At 67.0% G+C, this 19,135-nt stretch carries 16 protein-coding genes, 1 tRNA gene and 1 other RNA gene; 6 read left to right on the top strand and 12 right to left on the bottom strand.

Features of this window, described 5'->3' with window-relative positions:
* Positions 1-18: 18 nt before the first annotated feature.
* Genes purL through purS form a run of 3 tightly spaced genes read right to left on the bottom strand, consistent with a single transcriptional unit; the run spans position 19 to position 3,351 of the window.
* Positions 19-2,328, bottom strand: a complete 2,310-nt coding sequence (purL, locus tag ACEN9K_RS03885) for a phosphoribosylformylglycinamidine synthase subunit PurL (protein WP_495635203.1) — start codon at positions 2,326-2,328, stop codon at positions 19-21.
* Entirely contained in the window at positions 2,325-3,098 is a 774-nt protein-coding gene (gene purQ / locus ACEN9K_RS03890; protein WP_018771848.1) for a phosphoribosylformylglycinamidine synthase subunit PurQ, read from the bottom strand. The genes purL and purQ overlap by 4 nt, the downstream gene beginning before the upstream one ends.
* Before the next feature lies 1 nt (position 3,099).
* Complete coding sequence (gene purS / locus ACEN9K_RS03895; protein ID WP_015935902.1) at positions 3,100-3,351, bottom strand: phosphoribosylformylglycinamidine synthase subunit PurS; 252 nt, start codon at positions 3,349-3,351, stop codon at positions 3,100-3,102.
* 269 nt (positions 3,352-3,620) lie between these two features.
* Here purS and ACEN9K_RS03900 point away from each other — a divergent pair, with 269 nt between their 5' ends.
* Together ACEN9K_RS03900 and ACEN9K_RS03905 are read left to right on the top strand one after the other, a co-directional pair.
* Complete coding sequence (locus tag ACEN9K_RS03900) at positions 3,621-3,806, top strand: hypothetical protein (protein ID WP_018771849.1); 186 nt, start codon at positions 3,621-3,623, stop codon at positions 3,804-3,806.
* 261 nt (positions 3,807-4,067) lie between these two features.
* Positions 4,068-7,199, top strand: a complete 3,132-nt coding sequence (locus ACEN9K_RS03905; RefSeq protein ID WP_495635204.1) for a S8 family serine peptidase — start codon at positions 4,068-4,070, stop codon at positions 7,197-7,199.
* Between the two features lie 92 nt (positions 7,200-7,291).
* On the opposite strand, the gene ACEN9K_RS03910 is transcribed toward ACEN9K_RS03905, so the two are convergent.
* From ACEN9K_RS03910 to ACEN9K_RS03925, 4 genes are all read right to left on the bottom strand, one after another.
* The gene (locus tag ACEN9K_RS03910) at positions 7,292-7,624 is read right to left on the bottom strand and encodes a subtilase-type protease inhibitor (protein ID WP_134165167.1); all 333 of its coding nucleotides are present in this window, start codon (positions 7,622-7,624) and stop codon (positions 7,292-7,294) included.
* On the bottom strand, positions 7,621-8,553 hold the full coding sequence (locus tag ACEN9K_RS03915) for a 3-methyladenine DNA glycosylase (RefSeq protein WP_495635205.1): 933 nt from the start codon (positions 8,551-8,553) through the stop codon (positions 7,621-7,623). The genes ACEN9K_RS03910 and ACEN9K_RS03915 overlap by 4 nt, the downstream gene beginning before the upstream one ends.
* Positions 8,531-9,094 (bottom strand): SSI family serine proteinase inhibitor, encoded by a 564-nt coding sequence (locus tag ACEN9K_RS03920; protein WP_018771853.1) that lies wholly within the window; start codon positions 9,092-9,094, stop codon positions 8,531-8,533. Before ACEN9K_RS03920 ends, ACEN9K_RS03915 begins: the two co-directional genes overlap by 23 nt.
* Positions 9,095-9,172: 78 nt before the next feature.
* Positions 9,173-9,661, bottom strand: a complete 489-nt coding sequence (locus ACEN9K_RS03925) for a MarR family winged helix-turn-helix transcriptional regulator (protein WP_495635206.1) — start codon at positions 9,659-9,661, stop codon at positions 9,173-9,175.
* A 77-nt stretch (positions 9,662-9,738) separates the two neighbouring features.
* On the opposite strand from ACEN9K_RS03925, the gene ACEN9K_RS03930 reads away from it, so the two are divergent.
* On the top strand, positions 9,739-9,981 hold the full coding sequence (locus tag ACEN9K_RS03930; RefSeq protein ID WP_018771855.1) for a hypothetical protein: 243 nt from the start codon (positions 9,739-9,741) through the stop codon (positions 9,979-9,981).
* Positions 9,982-10,099: 118 nt separating this feature from the next.
* The gene (locus ACEN9K_RS03935) at positions 10,100-10,315 is read left to right on the top strand and encodes a hypothetical protein (RefSeq protein ID WP_018771856.1); all 216 of its coding nucleotides are present in this window, start codon (positions 10,100-10,102) and stop codon (positions 10,313-10,315) included.
* Positions 10,316-10,399: 84 nt separating this feature from the next.
* On the opposite strand, the gene ACEN9K_RS03940 is transcribed toward ACEN9K_RS03935, so the two are convergent.
* Positions 10,400-11,758 (bottom strand): aspartate kinase, encoded by a 1,359-nt coding sequence (locus ACEN9K_RS03940; RefSeq protein WP_018771857.1) that lies wholly within the window; start codon positions 11,756-11,758, stop codon positions 10,400-10,402.
* Positions 11,759-12,002: 244 nt separating this feature from the next.
* On the opposite strand from ACEN9K_RS03940, the gene ACEN9K_RS03945 reads away from it, so the two are divergent.
* Positions 12,003-13,136, top strand: a complete 1,134-nt coding sequence (locus tag ACEN9K_RS03945; protein ID WP_495635207.1) for a hypothetical protein — start codon at positions 12,003-12,005, stop codon at positions 13,134-13,136.
* A 33-nt stretch (positions 13,137-13,169) separates the two neighbouring features.
* Here the strand turns inward: ACEN9K_RS03945 and recR are convergent, their stop codons facing one another.
* The 3 genes from recR to ffs all read right to left on the bottom strand — a co-directional run bounded on the left by recR (position 13,170) and on the right by ffs (position 17,375).
* Complete coding sequence (gene recR, locus ACEN9K_RS03950) at positions 13,170-13,769, bottom strand: recombination mediator RecR (protein ID WP_018771859.1); 600 nt, start codon at positions 13,767-13,769, stop codon at positions 13,170-13,172.
* Positions 13,770-13,861: 92 nt separating this feature from the next.
* Positions 13,862-17,257 carry a DNA polymerase III subunit gamma and tau gene (locus ACEN9K_RS03955; RefSeq protein WP_495635208.1) on the bottom strand — a complete coding sequence of 1,132 codons (3,396 nt, stop codon included), beginning with the start codon at positions 17,255-17,257 and terminating at the stop codon, positions 13,862-13,864.
* Between the two features lie 21 nt (positions 17,258-17,278).
* Positions 17,279-17,375: signal recognition particle sRNA small type (gene ffs / locus ACEN9K_RS03960), an RNA gene on the bottom strand.
* A gap of 391 nt (positions 17,376-17,766) precedes the next feature.
* Between ffs and ACEN9K_RS03965 the strand changes: the two genes are divergently transcribed.
* Positions 17,767-17,851, top strand: a tRNA-Ser gene (locus ACEN9K_RS03965).
* An 82-nt stretch (positions 17,852-17,933) separates the two neighbouring features.
* On the opposite strand, the gene ACEN9K_RS03970 is transcribed toward ACEN9K_RS03965, so the two are convergent.
* Positions 17,934-18,869, bottom strand: coding sequence for an oxygenase MpaB family protein (locus tag ACEN9K_RS03970; RefSeq protein ID WP_478222400.1), 936 nt, complete (start codon positions 18,867-18,869; stop codon positions 17,934-17,936).
* Positions 18,870-19,135 lie beyond the last annotated feature (266 nt).

Raw genomic sequence — 19,135 nt, forward strand, 5'->3', positions numbered from 1 at the left:
GTCCGCGTTCTGTGGGGCCTAGCCGAAGTACTTCGGCAGGGTCCCTTCGTGGGCTTCGCGGAGCGCGTCCAGGGACAGGCCCTCCACGCCGTTGATCTCCAGCTTGCCGCTGGCCGCGTCCACCACGCCGATGCGGGTGTGGGTGAAGCCGCGGGCGGTGCACATGTCCGTAAAGCGGACTTCCTCGGAGCGGGGGACGCCCACAACGGCACGGCCCTGGGACTCGGAGAACAGGGCCGTGAACAGGTCCACGCCGTCCCGGTCCATGACGTCCTGCAGCGCGATCCGGGCACCCACGCCGTAGCGCAGCGAGGACTCCACCAGCGCAGCCGCGAGGCCGCCTTCGGAGAGGTCGTGGGCGGAGTCGATCATGCCGTCGCGGGACGCGTTGATCAGGATCTCGCCCAGCGCGCGCTCGGCCTCGAGGTCCACCTTCGGTGGCTGGCCGCCCAGGTGTCCGCGCATGTTGGCCCATTCGGAACCGTCCAGCTCGGCGCCCGTGGTGCCCAGCAGGTAGATCGCCTGGCCATCCTCACGCCAGCCCGACGGCGTGCGGCGCGCAACGTCGTCGAGCTTGCCCAGGACCGCCACCACCGGGGAGGGGTGGATGGGCGTGGTGCCGGTCTGGTTGTAGAGCGAGACGTTGCCGCCGGTGACAGGGATGCCCAGCACCATGCAGGCGTCGGAGAGGCCGCGGATGGCCTCGGCGAGCTGCCACATCACATCCGGGTCCTCGGGGGAGCCGAAGTTCAGGCAGTCGCTGACGGCCATGGGGACGGCGCCTGCGGTGGCCACGTTGCGGTAGGCCTCGGCCAGTGCCAGCTGCGCGCCGTGGTACGGGTCCAGGTAGGTGTAGCGGCCGTTGGCGTCGGTGGCCAGGGCAACGCCCAGGCCGGTTTCCTCGTCCACGCGCACCACGCCGGCGTCGTCGGGGAATGCCATGGAGGTGTTGCCGCCCACGTAGCGGTCGTACTGGTTGGTGATCCAGGACTTGGAGCACATGTTCGGTGACGCCACCAGTTCGGTGACGGCCTTTGCCAGCTCCGCGGGGGCGGCCGGGCGGCCGGCGTCCTGCACGGAACCGGTGAAGGTGTCCGCCTGCACGGCATCCTGCCACTCGGGACGGGCATACGGGCGGTCATAAACCGGGCCGTCGTGCGCCACGGTGCGGGGATCGACGTCGACAATCACCTCGCCTTCCCAGGTGATGATCAGGCGGCCGGTATCGGTCACCTCGCCCAGCCAGGAGTACTCCACGGCCCACTTGTCCATCACGGCCTCGAACGCTTCCACGTTCTCCGGGGTGACAACGGCCATCATGCGTTCCTGGGACTCGGACATCAGGATCTCGCCCGGGGTCAGCGTGGGGTCGCGCAGCAGGACGGAGGTCAGCTCGACCTGCATGCCGCCGTCGCCATTGGAAGCCAGCTCGGACGTGGCGCAGGAGATGCCTGCGGCGCCAAGGTCCTGGATGCCTTCCACCAGCGAGCCCTTGAAGAGCTCCAGGCAGCACTCGATGAGGACCTTCTCGGCGAACGGGTCGCCCACCTGGACGGCGGGGCGCTTGGAGGGCTTGGTGTCGTCGAACGACTCGGAGGCCAGCACCGAGGCGCCGCCGATGCCGTCGCCGCCGGTGCGCGCACCGAACAGGACCACCTTGTTGCCCTTGCCGGAGGCGTTGGCCAGGCGGATGTCCTCGTGCCGCATGACGCCCACTGCCAGGGCGTTGACCAGCGGGTTGCCCTGGTACACGGAGTCGAACACCATCTCGCCGCCGATGTTCGGCAGGCCCAGGGAGTTGCCGTAACCGCCGATGCCCGCAACGGCACCGTGCATGACGCGGGCGGTGTCCGGGTGGTCGATGGCGCCGAAACGCAGCGGGTCCATGACGGCAACCGGGCGGGCGCCCATGGAGATGATGTCGCGGACAATGCCGCCGATGCCGGTCGCGGCACCCTGGTAGGGCTCAACAAACGACGGCGAGTTGTGCGATTCAATCTTGAAGGTCACGGCCCAGCCGTCCCCCAGGTTGGTCACGCCGGCGTTTTCGCCGATGCCCACCAGCATGTCCTTCTTCATTTCCTCGGTGACCTTCTGGCCGAACTGGCGCAGGTGGTTCTTGGAGGACTTGTAGGAGCAGTGCTCGCTCCACATGACGGAGTACATGGCCAGTTCCGCGCCCGTGGGGCGGCGGCCCAGGACCTTGACGATCTCGTCGAACTCGTTCCGCTTCAGGCCAAGTTCGGCCCAGGGAAGTTCCGTGTCCGGAGTTTTCGCGGCGTGCTCGACGGTGTCGATGTTGAACTTCTTGGTGGTTTCCGTGGTCACTTGTCGCCTCCCACAATCTTGTTCAGGACGGAGGTGAAGAAGCCCAGGCCGTCGGTGTCGGAACCGCCGATGCCGTCCAGCGATTCGGGCCCGAAGCCCGGCTCCACGGCGTGTTCGGGGTGCGGCATGAGGCCCACCACGTTGCCGGCGGCATTGGAGATGCCCGCGATGTCGCGGCGGGAGCCGTTCGGGTTGAAGCCCACATAGCGGAAGACAACGCGGCCCTCAGCCTCAAGGGCGTCCAGGGTCTTCTCGTCCGCGATGTACTGGCCATCCTGGTTCTTGAGCGGGATGGTGATCTCCTGGCCCGCCTGGTAGTCCAGGGTCCACGCAGTGTTGCTGTTCTCGACACGCAGCACCTGGTCGCGGCAGAGGAACTTCAGGTGGTCGTTCTTGATCATCGATCCGGGCAGCAGGTGCGACTCGGTGAGGATCTGGAAGCCGTTGCAGATGCCGAGGACCGGCAGCTTGGCATCGGAGTTGGCGGCGTCGATGATTTTGGACATCAACGGCGCGAAGCGGGCAATGGCGCCGGCGCGGAGGTAGTCGCCGTAAGAGAAGCCGCCGGGGATGACCACGGCATCCACGTCGCCGAGCTGGCTGTCGCCATGCCAAAGTTCGACGGCGGTGCCGCCCGCAAGGCGCACGGCGCGGGCGGCGTCGCGGTCATCAAGGGTGCCGGGGAAGGTAACGACGCCGATGCGGGCGCCGGCGAGGCGCGGCTCCGCCGCGACTGCGACGGCTTCGCCGATCAGGGGGAGTTCAGTCATGTCAGGCCTCGACGACCTCGACGTTGACGACATCTTCGATCACGGGGTTGGACAGGAGGGTCTCGGCGGCGTCGCGGGCCTGGGCCAGGATTTCCTCGGTCACCTCGCCGTCGACCGTCAGTTCGAAACGCTTGCCCTGGCGGACAGAGCTGAAGCTGGTGAAGCCCAGCCGGGGGAGAGCGCCGACGATCGCCTTCCCCTGCGGGTCCAGAATCTCGGGCTTGGGCATGACGTCAACAACGATCCGGGGCATCCGGCAACTCCTGTGCGTGAGCTTGGGTAAGGGCGCAGCGGAGTGGTGCCGTCTCACGCCGTACCGGGGTTGGGGGGACTGTTGGTCACCTGCGTTGGTTCACCATGAGGTCGGGCGCTCCGCGAGCTTGCCTTACCATTCTACCGGGCCGGGCGCACCCCTTTGCATCCGGCCTCCTGGGCAGCCGGGCGGCGGGGAATGAACCGGGGACGGGGGCGCCCCTGGGCGGGGTTATGGAGTTGCCGGAGGGCGTTCACTAGAGTTGCTGAATGGGAGAAAATTCGAAGTCCGTGCTGTTGCCGATGGTCGCCGCGGCCGTGTTCGCCGGCCTGGGCAGGATGGTGTTTCAAAAAGTGAAGGCGGACCGCCTGGCCCGGGAGACGCGGGTAGCCGGTCCTGTGGATGAAAAAACCAGGCAATGGATCAGTGACGTGGTGCGCACTCCCCGCCAGTAGTTTCGCCTGCGGTCTCTCGTTTGCCAGGGCGTCCTTCGGGGCGCCCTTTTCCATGCCTGTTTCCGGGTCCTGCGGGCCAACGCCCCACCCCGTATGACAAGCGGAAAATTCTCGAATGTGCCCTATGTCATATCGTGCTCTCAGTCTGTACTCTGTGAACAGTCTGGTCTCAGCAAATTACAAAACCTGTAATTTCCTCTGCAGTTCCAGTCGTTCGGGCTGCCCACCAAGGCTGGGCGGTACATCGTGAAAGGGTTGCACGTGAAATCAACTGGAAAGAGCCCCTCGCGGGCTGGGGGCCTCCGGAAAGCGGCCGCACTGGCCGTCGGGTTGCCCCTTCTCCTTAGCTCCATGGCCGTGGGTCCCGCGTCGGCGGCACCCGGCGGCCAAGGTACGGAAAATGCCTCCTCCACTGCGAAGGACAGCCAATTCAAGGACGGCCGGTACATCGTGGTGCTGGCCGGCCCGGCTGCCGCGGCGTACGAAGGGGGAGTTGCCGGACTGGGAGCCACCAAGCCCCAGCAGGGCAGGAAGCTCGACGCCGGCAGCCCCAACTACAAGGCCTACGACGCCCACCTTCGCAACCAGCAGCGTGAAGTCGCAGCGGCGCAGGGTGTCAGCCCCGCAAAGCAGTACACCGCAGCACTGAACGGGTTCACTGCCGAGCTGACCGCAACGCAGGCGGCAGCCTTGTCCAAGGACAACCGCGTCCTGGTGGTTTCACCCGATGTCGAAAACAAGCCTGACTACACCACCACCGACTTCCTCAAGCTCACCGGCCCGGACGGCGCATGGGCCCAACAGTTCGGCGGCCAGGCAAACGCCGGCAAGGGCGTTGTGGTGGGTGTCATCGACTCGGGGTACGCACCGGACAACCCCTTCCTGCAGGGCGAACCCGTGAAGCCACTGCAGGGTGACCCGCAGGTGGGCGTCCCGTACCGCACCGGCGATGGCAGGATTGCCATGCTCAAAGCGGACGGCACCACCTTCGAAGGGGAATGCCAAAAAGGCGAGGGCACCGGGGCCGGGTTTGACGGCTCGCTCTGCAATACCAAGGTCATCGGCGCCCGATACTTCGCCGATTCCTTCCTGCAGTACGTGGCGCCGGGAAACCGTGCCCCGGAAGAGCAGATTTCCCCGGTGGACGTTGGCAGCCACGGCACCCACACCGCCACCACGGCGGCGGGCAATGCCAATGTCGAGCAGGTGATCGATGGAACCAGCTTCGGCAAGAGCTCGGGAGTGGCCCCCGCAGCCAAAGTCTCGGTGTACAAAGTCTGCTGGGAGGACACCAACCCGGACACGGGCGGCTGCTACTCCTCGGCGTCGATCGAGGCCGTGGACGCAGCCATCAAGGACGGCGTCGATGTCCTGAACTACTCCATATCGGGCAATAACAACAGCACCACCGATCCCGTGGCGCTGGCGTTCCTGAATGCGGCTTCCGCAGGTGTCTTCGTTTCGGCTTCGGCCGGCAACTCCGGCCCTGCGGCCTCCACCGTGAACCATGCCTCACCGTGGCTGACCACCGTGGCTGCTTCCACCTTCCCCAGCGACCTGCTGGGAACGGTCAAGGTGTCCGACGGCTCCCTGTACCGCGGAGCGTCCATTATGAAGTCGGAAGTGGCGGACAAGCCCGTTGTCCTTGCCGCGGCCGCCGCGGCCGCGGGTGCGGCAAACCCGAACCTCTGCGGCCCGGGGACCCTTGACGGCTCCAAGGTGGCCGGCAAGGTTGTGGTCTGCGACCGCGGCGTGGTGGACCGCACCGCCAAGAGCCAGGAGGTCCTGGACAAGGGCGGCGTGGGCATGATCCTGGTGAACCTCACCAGCAGCTCGGAGGACGCAGACAACCACGTTGTTCCAACTGTCCACGTCAATGCCCCCAAGAGCCTGGAGCTGAAGTCCAAGCTGGAAGCCAATCCGGCGCTGACCGTCAGCCTGGTCAAGGGCGACCTGACCGGTCTGCCACCAGCCGCGGCACCCCAAATCGCGGGCTTCTCGTCCCGCGGGCCCACCCTGGCATCCGGCGGCGACCTGCTCAAGCCGGACATCTCCGCCCCGGGCGTCAACGTCCTGGCCGGTGTCTCCACGATCGGTAACGACGGCGACCAGTTCGGGTTCATGTCCGGCACCTCCATGGCCGCACCGCACATCGCCGGTTTCGGTGCCCTGGTCCTGGGCAAGCAGCCGAAGTGGACCCCGGCAATGGTTAAGTCCGCCATGATGACCACCGCCTACCCTCTGGTCAATGCCGACGGTTCGCCCAACACCGACCCCTTCCAGGGCGGCGCCGGCCACATCGATTCCACCCGCGTCCTTGATCCCGGGCTGGTCTACGACTCCGGGATCCAGGACTGGCTCGGCTTCCTGAACGGGCAGGGCGTTGACACCGGAGCGCCGCAGGCCGGCAGCATTGCCGCCCGCGACCTCAACCTGCCCTCCATCGCGCTGGGCAGCCTGGTGGGCGAAGTCCAGGTGAAGCGCAAGCTGACCGCCCTGGTCCCGGGCATGTACCACCCCGAGGTGAACATGCCGGGCTTCAACGTCAACGTCGAACCCAAGGCGCTGAACTTCGCCAGGGCCGGCCAGACCCGTGAAGTCACCGTCACCATCCGGAACGTCAGCGGACCGGTTGGCAAGTTCAGCACTGGAAGCCTCACCTGGAAGGGCCCGCGGACGGTTACGTCCCCTATTGCCATCCGTCCTGTTGATGCCCAGATTGCCCCGTCGTTCTCCTTCAGCTCGGCCACGGGCACCGGCAGCGGCACGATGGAGCTCGTATCCGGCTCCGACAACCCCATCGCCGTCGGCGTGGAGGGCCTGGCACCACTGAGCCAGACCGCCATCACCAAGACCCCGGGCGAGTACGCGGCCACGAATGACGCGCACAACGCCCTGCTCCAGGTGAAGGTGCCGGCCGGTGCCTCGTTTGCGCGGCTGGGCATCCAGGCACAGTCGAACGACGTCGACTGGGACATGGTGGTCTACGCACCGAGCGCGTCGGGCGGGTTGACGGCCACCCAGGTGGCCACTGCCTCGGCCAGTGAATTCCTGGACCTGGAGTCGCCGCGGGCGGGCACCTACTATGTGGTGGCCAACCTTTACGCCACGCCGGACAATGGGCCGGCCACCGCGTCCGTCCAGGCTGTGACCTTCGCCGGTGACGCGGGCAACCTCACGGTGAACCCGAACCCCATCGTGGCGCCGAACGGAACCGCCACCTCGGCGACCCTGAGCTGGACCGGACTCCAGGAGGGCTCCTACCTCTCCCGGCTGAGCCTTGGCAGCAACGGTATCAAAACCTGGGTGAACGTGCAGGTGGGGCAGGGCGCTGCCCCCGCCCCGGCCGGCGCTCCCCGGCTTGACCTGGCCCAGGCGGTACCCGCAACCTGATCCGGAAGGCACGGGGGGAGGTCCCGGGCGGCTATCAGGCCGCCCGGGACCTTTTTACGTTCCTGCCGGCGGGAAGGCCAGGCAGCGGAAGGCTAAGTGGCTGTGCCGCCCAGTAAAGGTGCCATGGCCTTCCAGCGGGCGATCTCGCAGCCGTCGGTGCGGGTAAAGGTCGAGTTGACGTGGCGCCCATGGAAAGTTCCGGTGACCGTGGCAACCTGCGGGCCGCCGTACTGCTGGGTGCACAGCTTGGGAGGACCAGGTTTGGGGAAGAAGATGCCTTCACCGAACCGCTCCACGGCGGCGAGGGCTGCTCCAGGTCGGGGCAGCGTGGTCCCGGCTGCGGGGGCGCCATCCGTGGCTACCAGCCGGAACACATGCTCCGGCGCATCGGGGGCCTCGCGGATTCGGATGGTCAGGTCGATCAATGCGGCGCTCCGTCCGACACGGCCCCGATTTCCGCGGCGAGCCGTTCCCGCAGGGCCCCCGCTTCCGTGGCGAAGGCACGCTGGTGCTCGACATAGGCGGCCTTGCCCTGCGGCGTTTCGATGGGGATGGCCGGATAGCCCCAGCCAGCCAGATCGTACGGGGAAGCCTGCATATCCATGGCCCGGATCCGCCAGGACAGTTCAAAGCAGTCCATGACCAGTTCACTGGACAGCGCAGGCAGCAGCTTGTACGCCCACTTGTAAAGGTCCATGTTGGCGTGCAGGCAGCCCGGCTGTTCCATGTGGCGCTGCGTGTCCCGGCTGGGGGAGTGTTCGTTGAGCGGGATGGCGTCGGGGGTATAGAAGCGGAACGCATCGAAATGGGTGCAGCGGATCCTGTTCTCCTCCACCACCCGGTCGGTGCCGGCCGCTCCCAGCCGCAGCTGCAGATACTCATGCCGGAGGTCGAATTTGTCCTGGCGGTACACCATGGCCCACTCGTGGAGGCCGAAACAGCCGAACTGTGCCGGCCTGGCCGCCGTCCCCCGGAGGATGATGCCGGCAAAGGCCACGGCATCCTTGCGGTCGGCCAGGAAGGCGCGCCGATCTAAGGTGGCCGCGGTGCTTCCCGCGGCCAGCCCCAGGGAGGCGAGCTCGCCGTCGTCGAGCATCCTGTAATGCTTCCACCCCAGCCGCGTGGCTGCCTGGGCGCCGGTAAGGACCGCTCCGGCGCCGGGGTGCCAGCGCTTCAGCTGGCCCGGCTTCTGCGTGTAATAGGTGAAGAGAAAATCCTCCACCGGGTGTTTTTGGCCAGCGGACCGTCGGGCCAGGTAGGGATCGGCGTAGCGGCTCACGCGCTGCAGGTGGGCTTCTTCCCTCGCCTGGGCGTTGTCTGGCGCCAGGAGCTTAAGAGGCTCCACCGGCGGCACCCAGCACGTCCTTGGCAGCGTCCCACGCACTGATTTCGCATCCGTTGGTCCGGGCAAAGGAGGAGTCCACGGCAACACCGTCAACCATGCCCGTCACGGTTGCCTTCTGGGGGCCGCCGTACTGCTGGGTACAGGGTTGGGAAGTTCCCGGGGCCGCCGGGGACAGGATGGCCGGGTTGGCTTTCAGCGCTGCGCAGGCCGCGGCAGCGTTGGGGTGGCTGCTTTCCGCGGCAGGGGTGCCGGCGGAACAAACCAGGGTGTAGTCGAGTTCATCCGCGCCCTGGGACGGCACCACCGTGATGGCGAGTTCAGCGTTTCCCTGCCCCGGGCCGGCACTTGGCCGCGACGTGGTGGGGGCGGGAGCCGGTACCGACGTTTCGGTGTCCGGGGAAGGAGTAGGGGAGCCGGCGGATGAGCTTCCGGCTGCGGAGGTGGAGGGCGCAGGTGAGGCGGACGTGCCATTGTCAGGAGTGCCGCTGCAACCGGTGATTAGCCCGGCGCCAACTGCCAGGACCGTTGCGAGTATGCGGAAACTACGCATCAGGCTTCCTCTCCTTGGTCTGGTTATTCTAGTCGCTTGACGCCCTGCCGACGTGCCCGGGACGGGTCCTGCCGGCACTTAACGGGACGTTGCAGCGATCAGGCCCATCATGGACGCGTGCAGTTCCGTCACCTGCTCCCGGGTCAGCCCGAGCCGCTCCATCATGGTCCCCGGTACCTTGAGCGCCTGCTGCCGCAGGGCGGCACCCTTGGCCGTGAGTTCGACGGCGAGGGCGCGCTCGTTTCCGTCCGCCCGGTGCCGCGTGAGCAGGTCCGCTGCCTCCAGCCGCCGGAGGAGCGGCGAAATGGTGGCCGGCTCCTGGGCAAGGGCCTCGCTGATGTTCCTTACTGTCCGCGGGCTGTCTTCCCACAGGCAGAGCATCACCAGGTATTGCGGATGGGTGAGGTTGAGCTTCTCGAGCACGGGTTTATAGGCCCCCACCACACTGCGGGCAGCCACCGTGAGGGCGAAGCAGAGCTGGTGCTCCAGCAGCAGGTCGTCCTCCTGCGCCCCGGATGGCCCTTCTGCAGAGTGTTCTTCCGTTTGCGCTTCTGCTGCGGCGGTCATACGTCCTCCATTGTTAGTGCACTAATCATTAGTGTACATTTGTTGGAGGTGAACAGTGAGTGGAAGGAAGCCTCTTCATGGGCAGGGATAAGTCCGCAGGCAAGGGCAATGCTTCCCAGCGCTTCATGCGCGCCACAGGCAAGCTGCGGGCGGTTTTCGGTCCCGCCAGCCGCACCGCGCTGGCGCACGACATGACCGAAGAAAACCGTCGGCTGCTGGTCCAGCGCCAGGCGGAAACCCAGCAGTGGGAAACCATCACCAGGCCGGACGGCAGCACTTACGTGGTGCCACGGAACCCCGAAGACCGGTCCCTGCGCTAGCAGCCCGTTCCGCCGCGAACAGGCGCCTTTTTCCTGCCCCGGGTCTAAAATAAGGGCACTGGCTCCTGCCGGAGCCTGCTGCACTTTCGCCCGAGGTCCGGGAAGGGGGTGGAAAACAGTGGCACATGTCCTCAGCGGTTTCATGAGCCTGACTGACAGGCTGCGCTTTGTCTTTGGTCCCGCCACCCGGCTGGATGCCGATGCGCCTGTAGTGCACAAGCATGATGAGTTCGAACAGGCCTCCGAAGAGGAACTCTCGCACTTCGTGGTCGAGACCGATTCAACCGGCCACCACTACGCGGTGCGCCGCGAAGACCTGGAACGCGAAAGCTAAACCTGTCCAGGCGCACGGTAAGACCAAAAAGCCGGGCTGCCTTTCCCGTGGGAGGAGAGGCAGCCCGGCTTTTTCGTTGAGTCCTTAGCGGCCGGTGCCGCCGTAAACCGTCGCTTCGCTTTCAGTGTCCAGCCCAAACGCCTTGTGGATCACGCGGACAGCCTCATCCAGCAGGTCGGCGTGGGTCACCACGGAAATGCGGATTTCCGAGGTGGAGATCATGTTGATGTTGATGCCGGCGTCGGACAGCGCCTTGAAGAAGGTGGCGGAGACGCCCGGGTGGGAGCGCATGCCGGCACCGATCAGGGAGAGCTTGCCGATCTGCTCGTTGTATTCAATGGCCTCAAAACCGATCTGGTCCTGGGCAGCGTGAAGTGCGGCCAGGGCGTCCGCGCCTTCAACGATGGGCAGGGTGAAGGAGATGTCGGTCTTGCCCGTGCCATGGGTGGACACGTTCTGGACGATCATGTCGATGTTGGAGTGTGCGTCGGCGATGACCTGGAAGATTGCGGCGGCCTTGCCGGGGATGTCGGGGACGCCGACCACGGTGACCTTCGCTTCGGAACGGTCATGCGCAACGCCGGAGATGATTGGCTGCTCCAAGGCAACTCCCTCTTGAGTGGTGATCTTGTCGTCGGCGCTGGGGATGACCCAGGTGCCTTCATGCTGGCTGAATGAGGAACGGACGTGCAGGGGGACGCCGAACCGGCGGGCGTATTCCACGCAGCGCAGGTGGAGGATCTTGGCACCCGAGGCGGCGAGCTCCAGCATCTCCTCGCTGGAAATGGTGTCGATCTTCTGTGCCGACGGGACCACGCGCGGATCGGCGGTGAAGATTCCGTCCACGTCGGTGTAGATCTCGCAGACGTCCGCTTCGAGGGCAGCCGCCAGAGCCACCGCCGTCGTGTCGGAGCCGCCGCGGCCCAACGTGGTGATTTCGTTCGTGGCCCGGCTCATGCCCTGGAAGCCTGCCACGATGGCGATGTGGCCCTTGTCCAGGGCGGTGCGGATGCGGTGCGGGTCGACGTCGATAATCCGGGCCTTGCCGTGGATTCCGTCGGTGATCATGCCTGCCTGCGATCCGGTAAAGGACTGGGCGGAGGCGCCGAGCTTGTTGATGGCCATGGCCAGCAGGGCCATGGAGATGCGTTCACCGGCCGAGAGGAGCATGTCCATTTCGCGGGCGGGGGCGGAGTCGGTCACCTGGGCAGCGAGGTCCAGGAGTTCATCCGTGGTGTCACCCATGGCTGAGACGACTACAACTACCTCGTTGCCGGCTTCCTGGGCATCCACGACGCGCTTTGCCACGCGCTTGATCCCGTCGGCGTCCGCAACGGAGGACCCGCCGAATTTCTGCACGATGAGCTGTTTCGTCACCGCGCCGGCGGCGGGGGCCACCTGGGGCTGGGTTGCGTTGTGCACTTCGGCAGTGGGCGTACTCATGCGCGTACCTTCATTGGATCAATTGGAGTTCTGGGAAACCAGGCAGCCTGACGCCGGGACGGCGCGACTTTCCTCCGACAGTTTATCGCCGCGCCCGGAGCGGCGTTGAATTGTGACCACATACCGGCCACGACGGTTCCTATGGACAGGCCCGGGGTGGTGGACCACGATGGGACCAGTTACCCGGCTTCACGGGCCGCAGCCCGGACCTTGGCAGGCACAGGGCCGGGGGTCCTTTGGAGATATGGAGGATTCCGTAGTGGCCGACGACCCGCAGCCAACTGCAGGAATGCCCCAGGAGCCGTTTTTTGAGCCGATCGGCCCGGACGCGGATAAGCGCGGCGGGGAAAGCGCCAACGAGGGCCTGGATACCGGCCGTTCCGGGTCTCTACGCCCGGGCTTCGCAAGGACAAGCCTGGTCAAGGGACTGGCCGACTGGCTGGTCAGCCTGACAACCATCCGGTTCTGGTTTACGGTGGCGGCCGCGGTCCTGTGCACGTGGGCTGCTGCCGGCTCCGTGGTCCTGCTTGCGCCCCTGGGCGGCGGGGCCGGTCGGGAGGTCTTTCCCCTGCTGGTCTACTCGCTGGCGTCAGCCCTGATGCCGGCGACCGCCACTTTGCCCGCTGTTGCCTGGGGCGTGCGAGCGGAGGGCAGGTTCCGCGGCGTGAGGGGGCGTACCGGAGGTTTTGCCCTGTTGGCGGTACTGCTGGCCACGGCTTTGCGGGGACTGGTGTTGGCAGCTGTTGTTCTTGGTGTACTGCTGGTGCAGGCCTGGATCGCGGGCGCTTCGGGGGCAGTGGCGGCCGTTTCTGCGGGCGTCGTCCTGGTGGAGTGCGGGGTGTTTGGTGCCATGGGCGCTGGGCTCTCCGCATGGGCTGGACGTCCGCGCCTGGCGAATGCCGCCGGCGGGTTGCTGGCCTTGGCCTTTGTGGCAGGGGCCCCGGCCGCAGCCATCGGATTGTTGCCCCTGGTCCGGGCGGAGGAACGTGTCACGGTGGCGCTGAATGTCGAACGGGCGCGCGACGGAACCCACGTGGCCTTCCGATGCTCCGAGATCGAGGCCGGCATCAGCGAGGTTTACCACACCGAGCGTCTGATGTGGCTCCCGGCGCTGAGCCCGCCCGTCCTGTTCCTGATGGCTGGGGCGGAGGTAGACCGCGCCGGCCAGGTCCTGGGATGGGTGCCCGCAGCGATTCAGGAAGCTGCGGACGGGATGCAGGTGCCATGCGTGCAGGGGCAACCGCGCAGCCGGGACGAGCCCCGGGCGCCCATGCCCGGGATGGGGCTCCTTGGCCAGGCGGCGATAGCCGCCGCCGTCGTGGCGGGAGGTTACCGCGCAGCGCGGCGCCGCGACGGGGCACCGGGTGATCCGGCCTGAAGGGCGTGCTTCGGAAAAACCGGGCGCCTGCGCTCAGCCCAGGGCGTTGCGCCGGCCCTCGAAGGCGCGGCCCAGGGTGACTTCGTCCGCATACTCCAAGTCACCGCCCACGGGCAGGCCGGAGGCAAGACGGGTGACGGCTATGCCGATCGTCTTAAGCATGCGGGCCAGGTAAGTAGCCGTTGCCTCGCCCTCAAGGTTGGGATCGGTGGCGATAATCACTTCCTGGATTTCGCCGTCGTTCAACCGTGTGAGCAGCTCGCGGATCCGCAGCTGTTCCGGTCCCACGCCGGCGATGGGATTGATGGCACCGCCCAGCACGTGGTACCTGCCGCGGAACGAACGGGTGCGCTCCACGGCCAGGACATCCTTGGATTCCTCCACCACGCAGATGATCGCGGGATCACGGCGCGGGTCGCGGCAGATGTTGCACAGTTCCTGCTCCGTGACATTGCCACAGACCGTACAAAACTTGACCCGCTCCTTGACGGTGGTGATTGCTTCCACCAGCCGCTTCATATCCTGGGGGTCGGCTTCAAGGATGTGGAACGCCAGCCGCTGTGCGGACTTGGGGCCCACCCCCGGAAGGCGTCCGAGCTCGTCGATCAGCTCCTGGACAGCACCTTCGTACACGTTTCCCTCTTTAGTTTGGTGTGGATGGCGGGTGGAACACTCAGTTGGTCATGGCTGCGGGGCTGCCCGCCGGCGGTCGACCTTGCCGGCCGTCAATAGCGTGGCGTGACCGGGCTTCCGTCCAGCGACCGCTCCTCGATCAATTTTCCGCCCAGGATGCGTTCCACGGCAGCCCGGCCGAAGACGCCGGACTCCTCGATGGTTTCATCGTCGGCGCTGGGCACGTCCTGGACATAGGCGCTGGGTGCGGACGCGGCCCTGGCCGGTGCCTTCGCCCGTCCTGCCTCAGCCTCTGGGCTGTTGGACAGCCGCTGGTAGAGGCTTTGCCGCGTTTCAGTCCGTCCGGCCACGGGTGCAGCCGCCGCCGGCTGGGGACGGGAGGGCGCAACCGCTGCCTTGGCCACCGGGGCGGCTGCCGCCGAGGCCATGGCGAATTCCGGCGCGGGAGCGGAGGCGGGGGACTGCGCCGGGTAGGATCCCGCGGCGGGCGCGCCGCGACCGGGGCCGGAGACTGCCCCCGGGGCGGAACCTGCGATGGAACCCGTACTCGTGCCCGAACCCCATCCCGCTGCTGCGACAGGGGCAGGGGCCGCGGCCGCGGGTGAAACGGGGATGGAGGGCGGTACCTGGGCTGTTGCAGGGGCGTAATGCGGAACGTCGGCCTGTGTTCCGATGTTATCGGGTACAGAGCCGGGTGCGGGGTTGGCACCCACGTTGCTCTTGTCTCCGACAACCCAGACGCCGGGGGCCTGTTCCACAGCCCGCGTCCAGGGATCGTGGGCCGGACCCGCATCTGTGCTGCCGGGCTGGGCAACGGTGCCCGGGGTGGAACCACTGGTTGCTGCCTCCCGGGGGCGCGCAGCGGCGTCACCGCGGGAGCCTGACGGTTCCTGGCTGCCGCCCACCTCGGGGGGTGGTGGCGTTGCCCGGTTGCCGGACGGCGTGGCGGGCACCCAGTCCATCGGGGGTTCCTCATCCAGCGGGGGAGCGTCCTCATCCCGCGGCGGGCCCCAGTCGTCGTCGGAGTAGGAGTAGTCGCCACCTGCCGACGGGTATGGGGATTGGCCGGCGTCCGGGCCTGAGGCGCCGGCTGCTGTGCCCGGGCCCTGGGCGCCGGGACGGGAGGGCTGTGCGTCCCCGTGGCCGCGCACGCCGGCGTCGGTCACCGGACCTGCGCCTGGAGAGCCGGCCACAGCGGGAGTCCCCTCCGGTACGGCTTCCGGGCTTGCGGCAACAGCTGTGCTCCCGGAGCTTCTGCCAACAGCGGGACCCTGGGCAGGCACCGGGTTCCGGGCAGCGGCGGGGCTCTCAGGGCTTCCGCCCGCCGGAGCCGCGGGTGGGGCGGCTGTGGGAGCCTGCGCCGGCGGGACAGGCTGCGCGGGGGCAGGAGCAAGCCCCCAGGCAACGTCAGCTGAAGTGGCCGGAACCACCGGGCTGGACGGCACTTTTGGGTTTGGCTCAGAGCTCGTTTGGCTGGTGCCGCCGGAAACCGCGTTGATCTGGCAGTCGATGCCGACGGTCTTGTGGATGGCCTGGCGCAGGTTGTCCGAGTGGTCCGCCCTCCCAAAGGCGCCCGCGAGTCCCGGCGTGGTGAAGGACAAGGTCACAACACTGCCGTCGAAGGCGCTGACCTGCGCGTTGGGCTCAACGAGGGCCCAGGTGCTGCGCTTGATTTTGGACAGTACCTGCAGGACATCCGGCCACGCTCTGCGGAGGACCTCCACGTCACCCATGGCCGCGGGAGCCGCAGGGGCGGGCCTGGCGGGCGCCTCCTGGTGCGGCGGCGGCACCGCTGCCTGGGCGGAAGCCTGCCGGTCCTCCGGGGAGGGCGTTGCTGCGTTGCTTGGCGGCGCGGCATTGGCTTGCGGTGCTGCGCTGCTGGACGGCACGGCATTGCTTTGGGGCGCTGCGTTACTTTGGGGCGCTGCCTGGCCGGTGCGTGCGGCGGCGGGGCGCTCCGGTGTCCCGAGGCGCGCCGGGTCCTCGACAGGCCAGTCATTGGTGCTTACCCGCGGCGGTGTCAGCGGGCTCCGGGGCGCGTCAGTGCCAGGCCGGGCGGGCGCGGCCTGGGCCGGAATGGACTCGGCAGCGCCGGGCCGGGTGGGTTCGGATGGCGTGGGGACGGCTTGGGCCTGTGACTGTGGTGCCGCCTGAACGGAAGGGCCGGCCGCCACCGCTGGGTGCAGGGGCTCGGGCGAGGAGGTGCCCGGGGTGGCGGCGGAAGTTGCGGCTGCCGGCACTGCCGTTGCGGGAGCAGCCTGGGCCGCCGGAGCGGTGACGTCGTTCCCTGTGTAGTTGAGCCGCCGCTCCACCCGGTCAATGCGGGCCGCCATGCCGCGCTCATTCTGTTCCGAGCTGGGCAGCAGGATCCGGGCACACAGCAGTTCAAGGTGCAGCCGCGGGGACGTGGCTCCGGTCATTTCGGTCAGGGCCGTGTTGGTGACATCCGCGGCCCGCGAGAGTTCGGCGGCGCCAAGGTTGTGGGCCTGGTTCTGCAGGCGGGCGATCTGGTCCGCGGGCATTCCCCTAAGGATGGCGTGCGCACTTTCGGGCATGGCCTGGACAATGATCAGGTCCCGGAAGCGCTCCAGCAGGTCCTCCACGAACCGGCGGGGATCGTGCCCGGTCTGGATGACCCGGTCCACGGCGCGGAAGACTGTGGCGGCGTCGGAGGCGGCCACGGCCTCCACGACGTCGTCCAGCAGCGAGGCATGGGTGTAGCCCAGCAGTGCAACGGCGAGCTCATAGTCCAGTCCATTGGGTCCGGCGCCTGCCATGAGCTGGTCCAGGACGGAGAGCGAATCACGGACGGAGCCGCCGCCGGCGCGGATGACCAGTGACAGGACGCCGGGGGCGACGGGAACGTTTTCCTGGCGGCACAGGAGCTCAAGGTAAGCCATCAGCGGCTCGGGCGGCACCAACCGGAAGGGGTAGTGGTGGGTCCGGGAGCGGATGGTTCCGATGACCTTGTCCGGCTCTGTGGTGGCAAAGATGAACTTGATGTGTTCCGGCGGCTCTTCGACGATCTTCAGCAGGGCGTTGAACCCGGCGGAGGTGACCATGTGGGCTTCGTCGATGATGAAGATCTTGTAGCGGTCCCGCACCGGGGCGTAGGTGGCGCGCTCGCGGAGGTCCCGCGCGTCGTCAACACCGCCGTGGCTCGCCGCGTCAATCTCGATGACGTCAAGGGAACCGGAACCGCCGCGGGCCAGCTCAACGCAGCTGGGGCAGGTTCCGCAGGGGGTGTCCGTAGGGCCCTGGGCGCAGTTGAGGCAGCGTGCCAGGATGCGGGCGGACGTGGTCTTGCCGCAGCCCCTGGGGCCGGAAAAGAGGTAGGCGTGGTTGACCCGGTTTTTCCGCAAAGCCGTCATCAACGGCTCGGTGACATGCTCCTGCCCGATAACGTCAGCGAACGAGTCGGGACGGTATCTGCGGTACAGGGCGGTAGTAACTGTCACAGAGAAAACCCTACCAATCCGGGCCGACATCATGCCGCCCTGTGGGGGAATAGTAAAGACCCCCCATGCACCCGCCAGAGCCCGTCTACCCTTGCTACCTTCCGGTCCTGGGGGAGTTCAACAGGATGACGCCACATGAGGGGCCGCGAGCTACTTTACCCGAACATCCGGCTCGACTCGAATCGGCCGTCGCCTGCTTCCCGGAGCCCGCTTCTGGGGAACAACACAGTGCCGGAAGCTATTCAGACGGCGGTCTTCATTGCTTATCCCACCGGCAGCCGCGATCATTGGTATGTACACCGATTGGGGCAATCTCAAGGTTGTGAGCTGCGTGGCCTGGCTGAACGGGACGGACCCGGCAGCTCAACGGTGCATCGGGGAATGGGCGCGTTGGGGGCGTCCATTTCCAGCTTAAGGGCGATGCGCAGGCGTCTCCGGGCACGGGCAGGGGAGCGCGGAAATCCTGCTCCGAACAGCCCAATTGGGCGATGCGGAAAAGTTCAGGTAATCTAATACCTGCTTTTGATTCAGAAGCAGTTGGAGAATTCGCCTAGCGGCCTATGGCGCACGCCTGGAACGCGTGTTGGGTTAACGCCCTCGGGGGTTCAAATCCCCCATTCTCCGCCGGTTAAGAACCCGGCCCCGGTGATTCCGGGGCCGGGTTCTTGCGTTTCCTCCGTCATGGGCTCCTGGTCGTGGACCCCCCCTAGGCCATGTCCGCCAAAGGCTCGCCCAGCCGCCTCAGGCGCTGCCTCGCAGCCAGTTCGCTGGGACCCATCCGCCGGCGAAGCCCGCCCAGGGCAAGATGGACGACGCCGAGCACCACCTTTGTGCCCAGCCTCACGGGCAGGGGGAAGGGGCCCAGCCGTGGAACGGAAAGCCCGAGCATCTGGCGGTACCGGGGTTCCAAGCTGTAGACGGCGGCCGCAAACAGGATCCGGTAACCGGGCTTTAGCAGGGGATGCAGCGGAGCGTTGCGGATGAACTGAACCGTTTCCTTCACCCTGTCGTCCGCGCGCAGGACGCCCTGCGTGTACCACTGGTCCAGCTGGCCGCGCATCTCCGCCTCGGTCAGCGGCGGGTTGTCCACTCCCATCAGCCGCCCGGCCTGGGCCCACTCCCGGACGTAGGCGTCCGGGCCGCCAGGAATGGGTCCGCCCCAGATCTTATGGGCTGCCAGGAAGCCATCCGTGAAGGCGATATGGATCCAGCCGGCCAGCCCGGAGTCGTTGGCACTGTAGGTGCGTGTGCCGCCGTCGTTGTCCTTGTAGGTGCCCTGGACCGGCTCATGGAGCCGGCGGACACGCCGTGTTGCCTCCTCGGCGGCCGCCGTTGAGCCGTATGTCACCGTGAAGATCCACCGGATGGTGTTGGCCAGCCGGCGCAAGGGGTCTTCCCGGAAGTTGGAGTGTTCGTGCACTCCCGCCAGGGCACCGGGGTGCAGCGACTGCATGAGCAGCGTCCGGATCCCGCCAACGATCGGCGTCATGGAGCCATGAACTGCCCAGACGGCCGAGCCGGGCAGGTGGTAGCCGGCGTCGTCGCCTTCCGCCAGCCGCAGCGACCAGTCCGGTGGTGCATCAGCCTTCCCTGAAAAGGTCTTCTTGATTTCGTCCTGCCATGTACGAAGGACATTGCGCATGAGACATTGTTGCCCATTTCTGCAGGGGCACCGCGACCAGCCTCCTGAGCAGCGGAAACTCCCAACCCCCTAACGCCCGCAAAAAACCCGCAATGTGCACCCATGGGGTTTCCACCCCTGCGGTGCTGTGGTCCCATGGGACATACCGTCGAGACAACGGGCGGCAGGCCACGACGTGGAGTCAGTCACTTGGGCAAGAATCCAGCGCCCGGCACCAGAAAGCCGGCCCAGCGTAGCTTTCCCCCCGTTGCACGCGCCGTCGCCGC

The sequence above is a fragment of the Pseudarthrobacter sp. Pseusp20 genome (assembly GCF_059492155.1).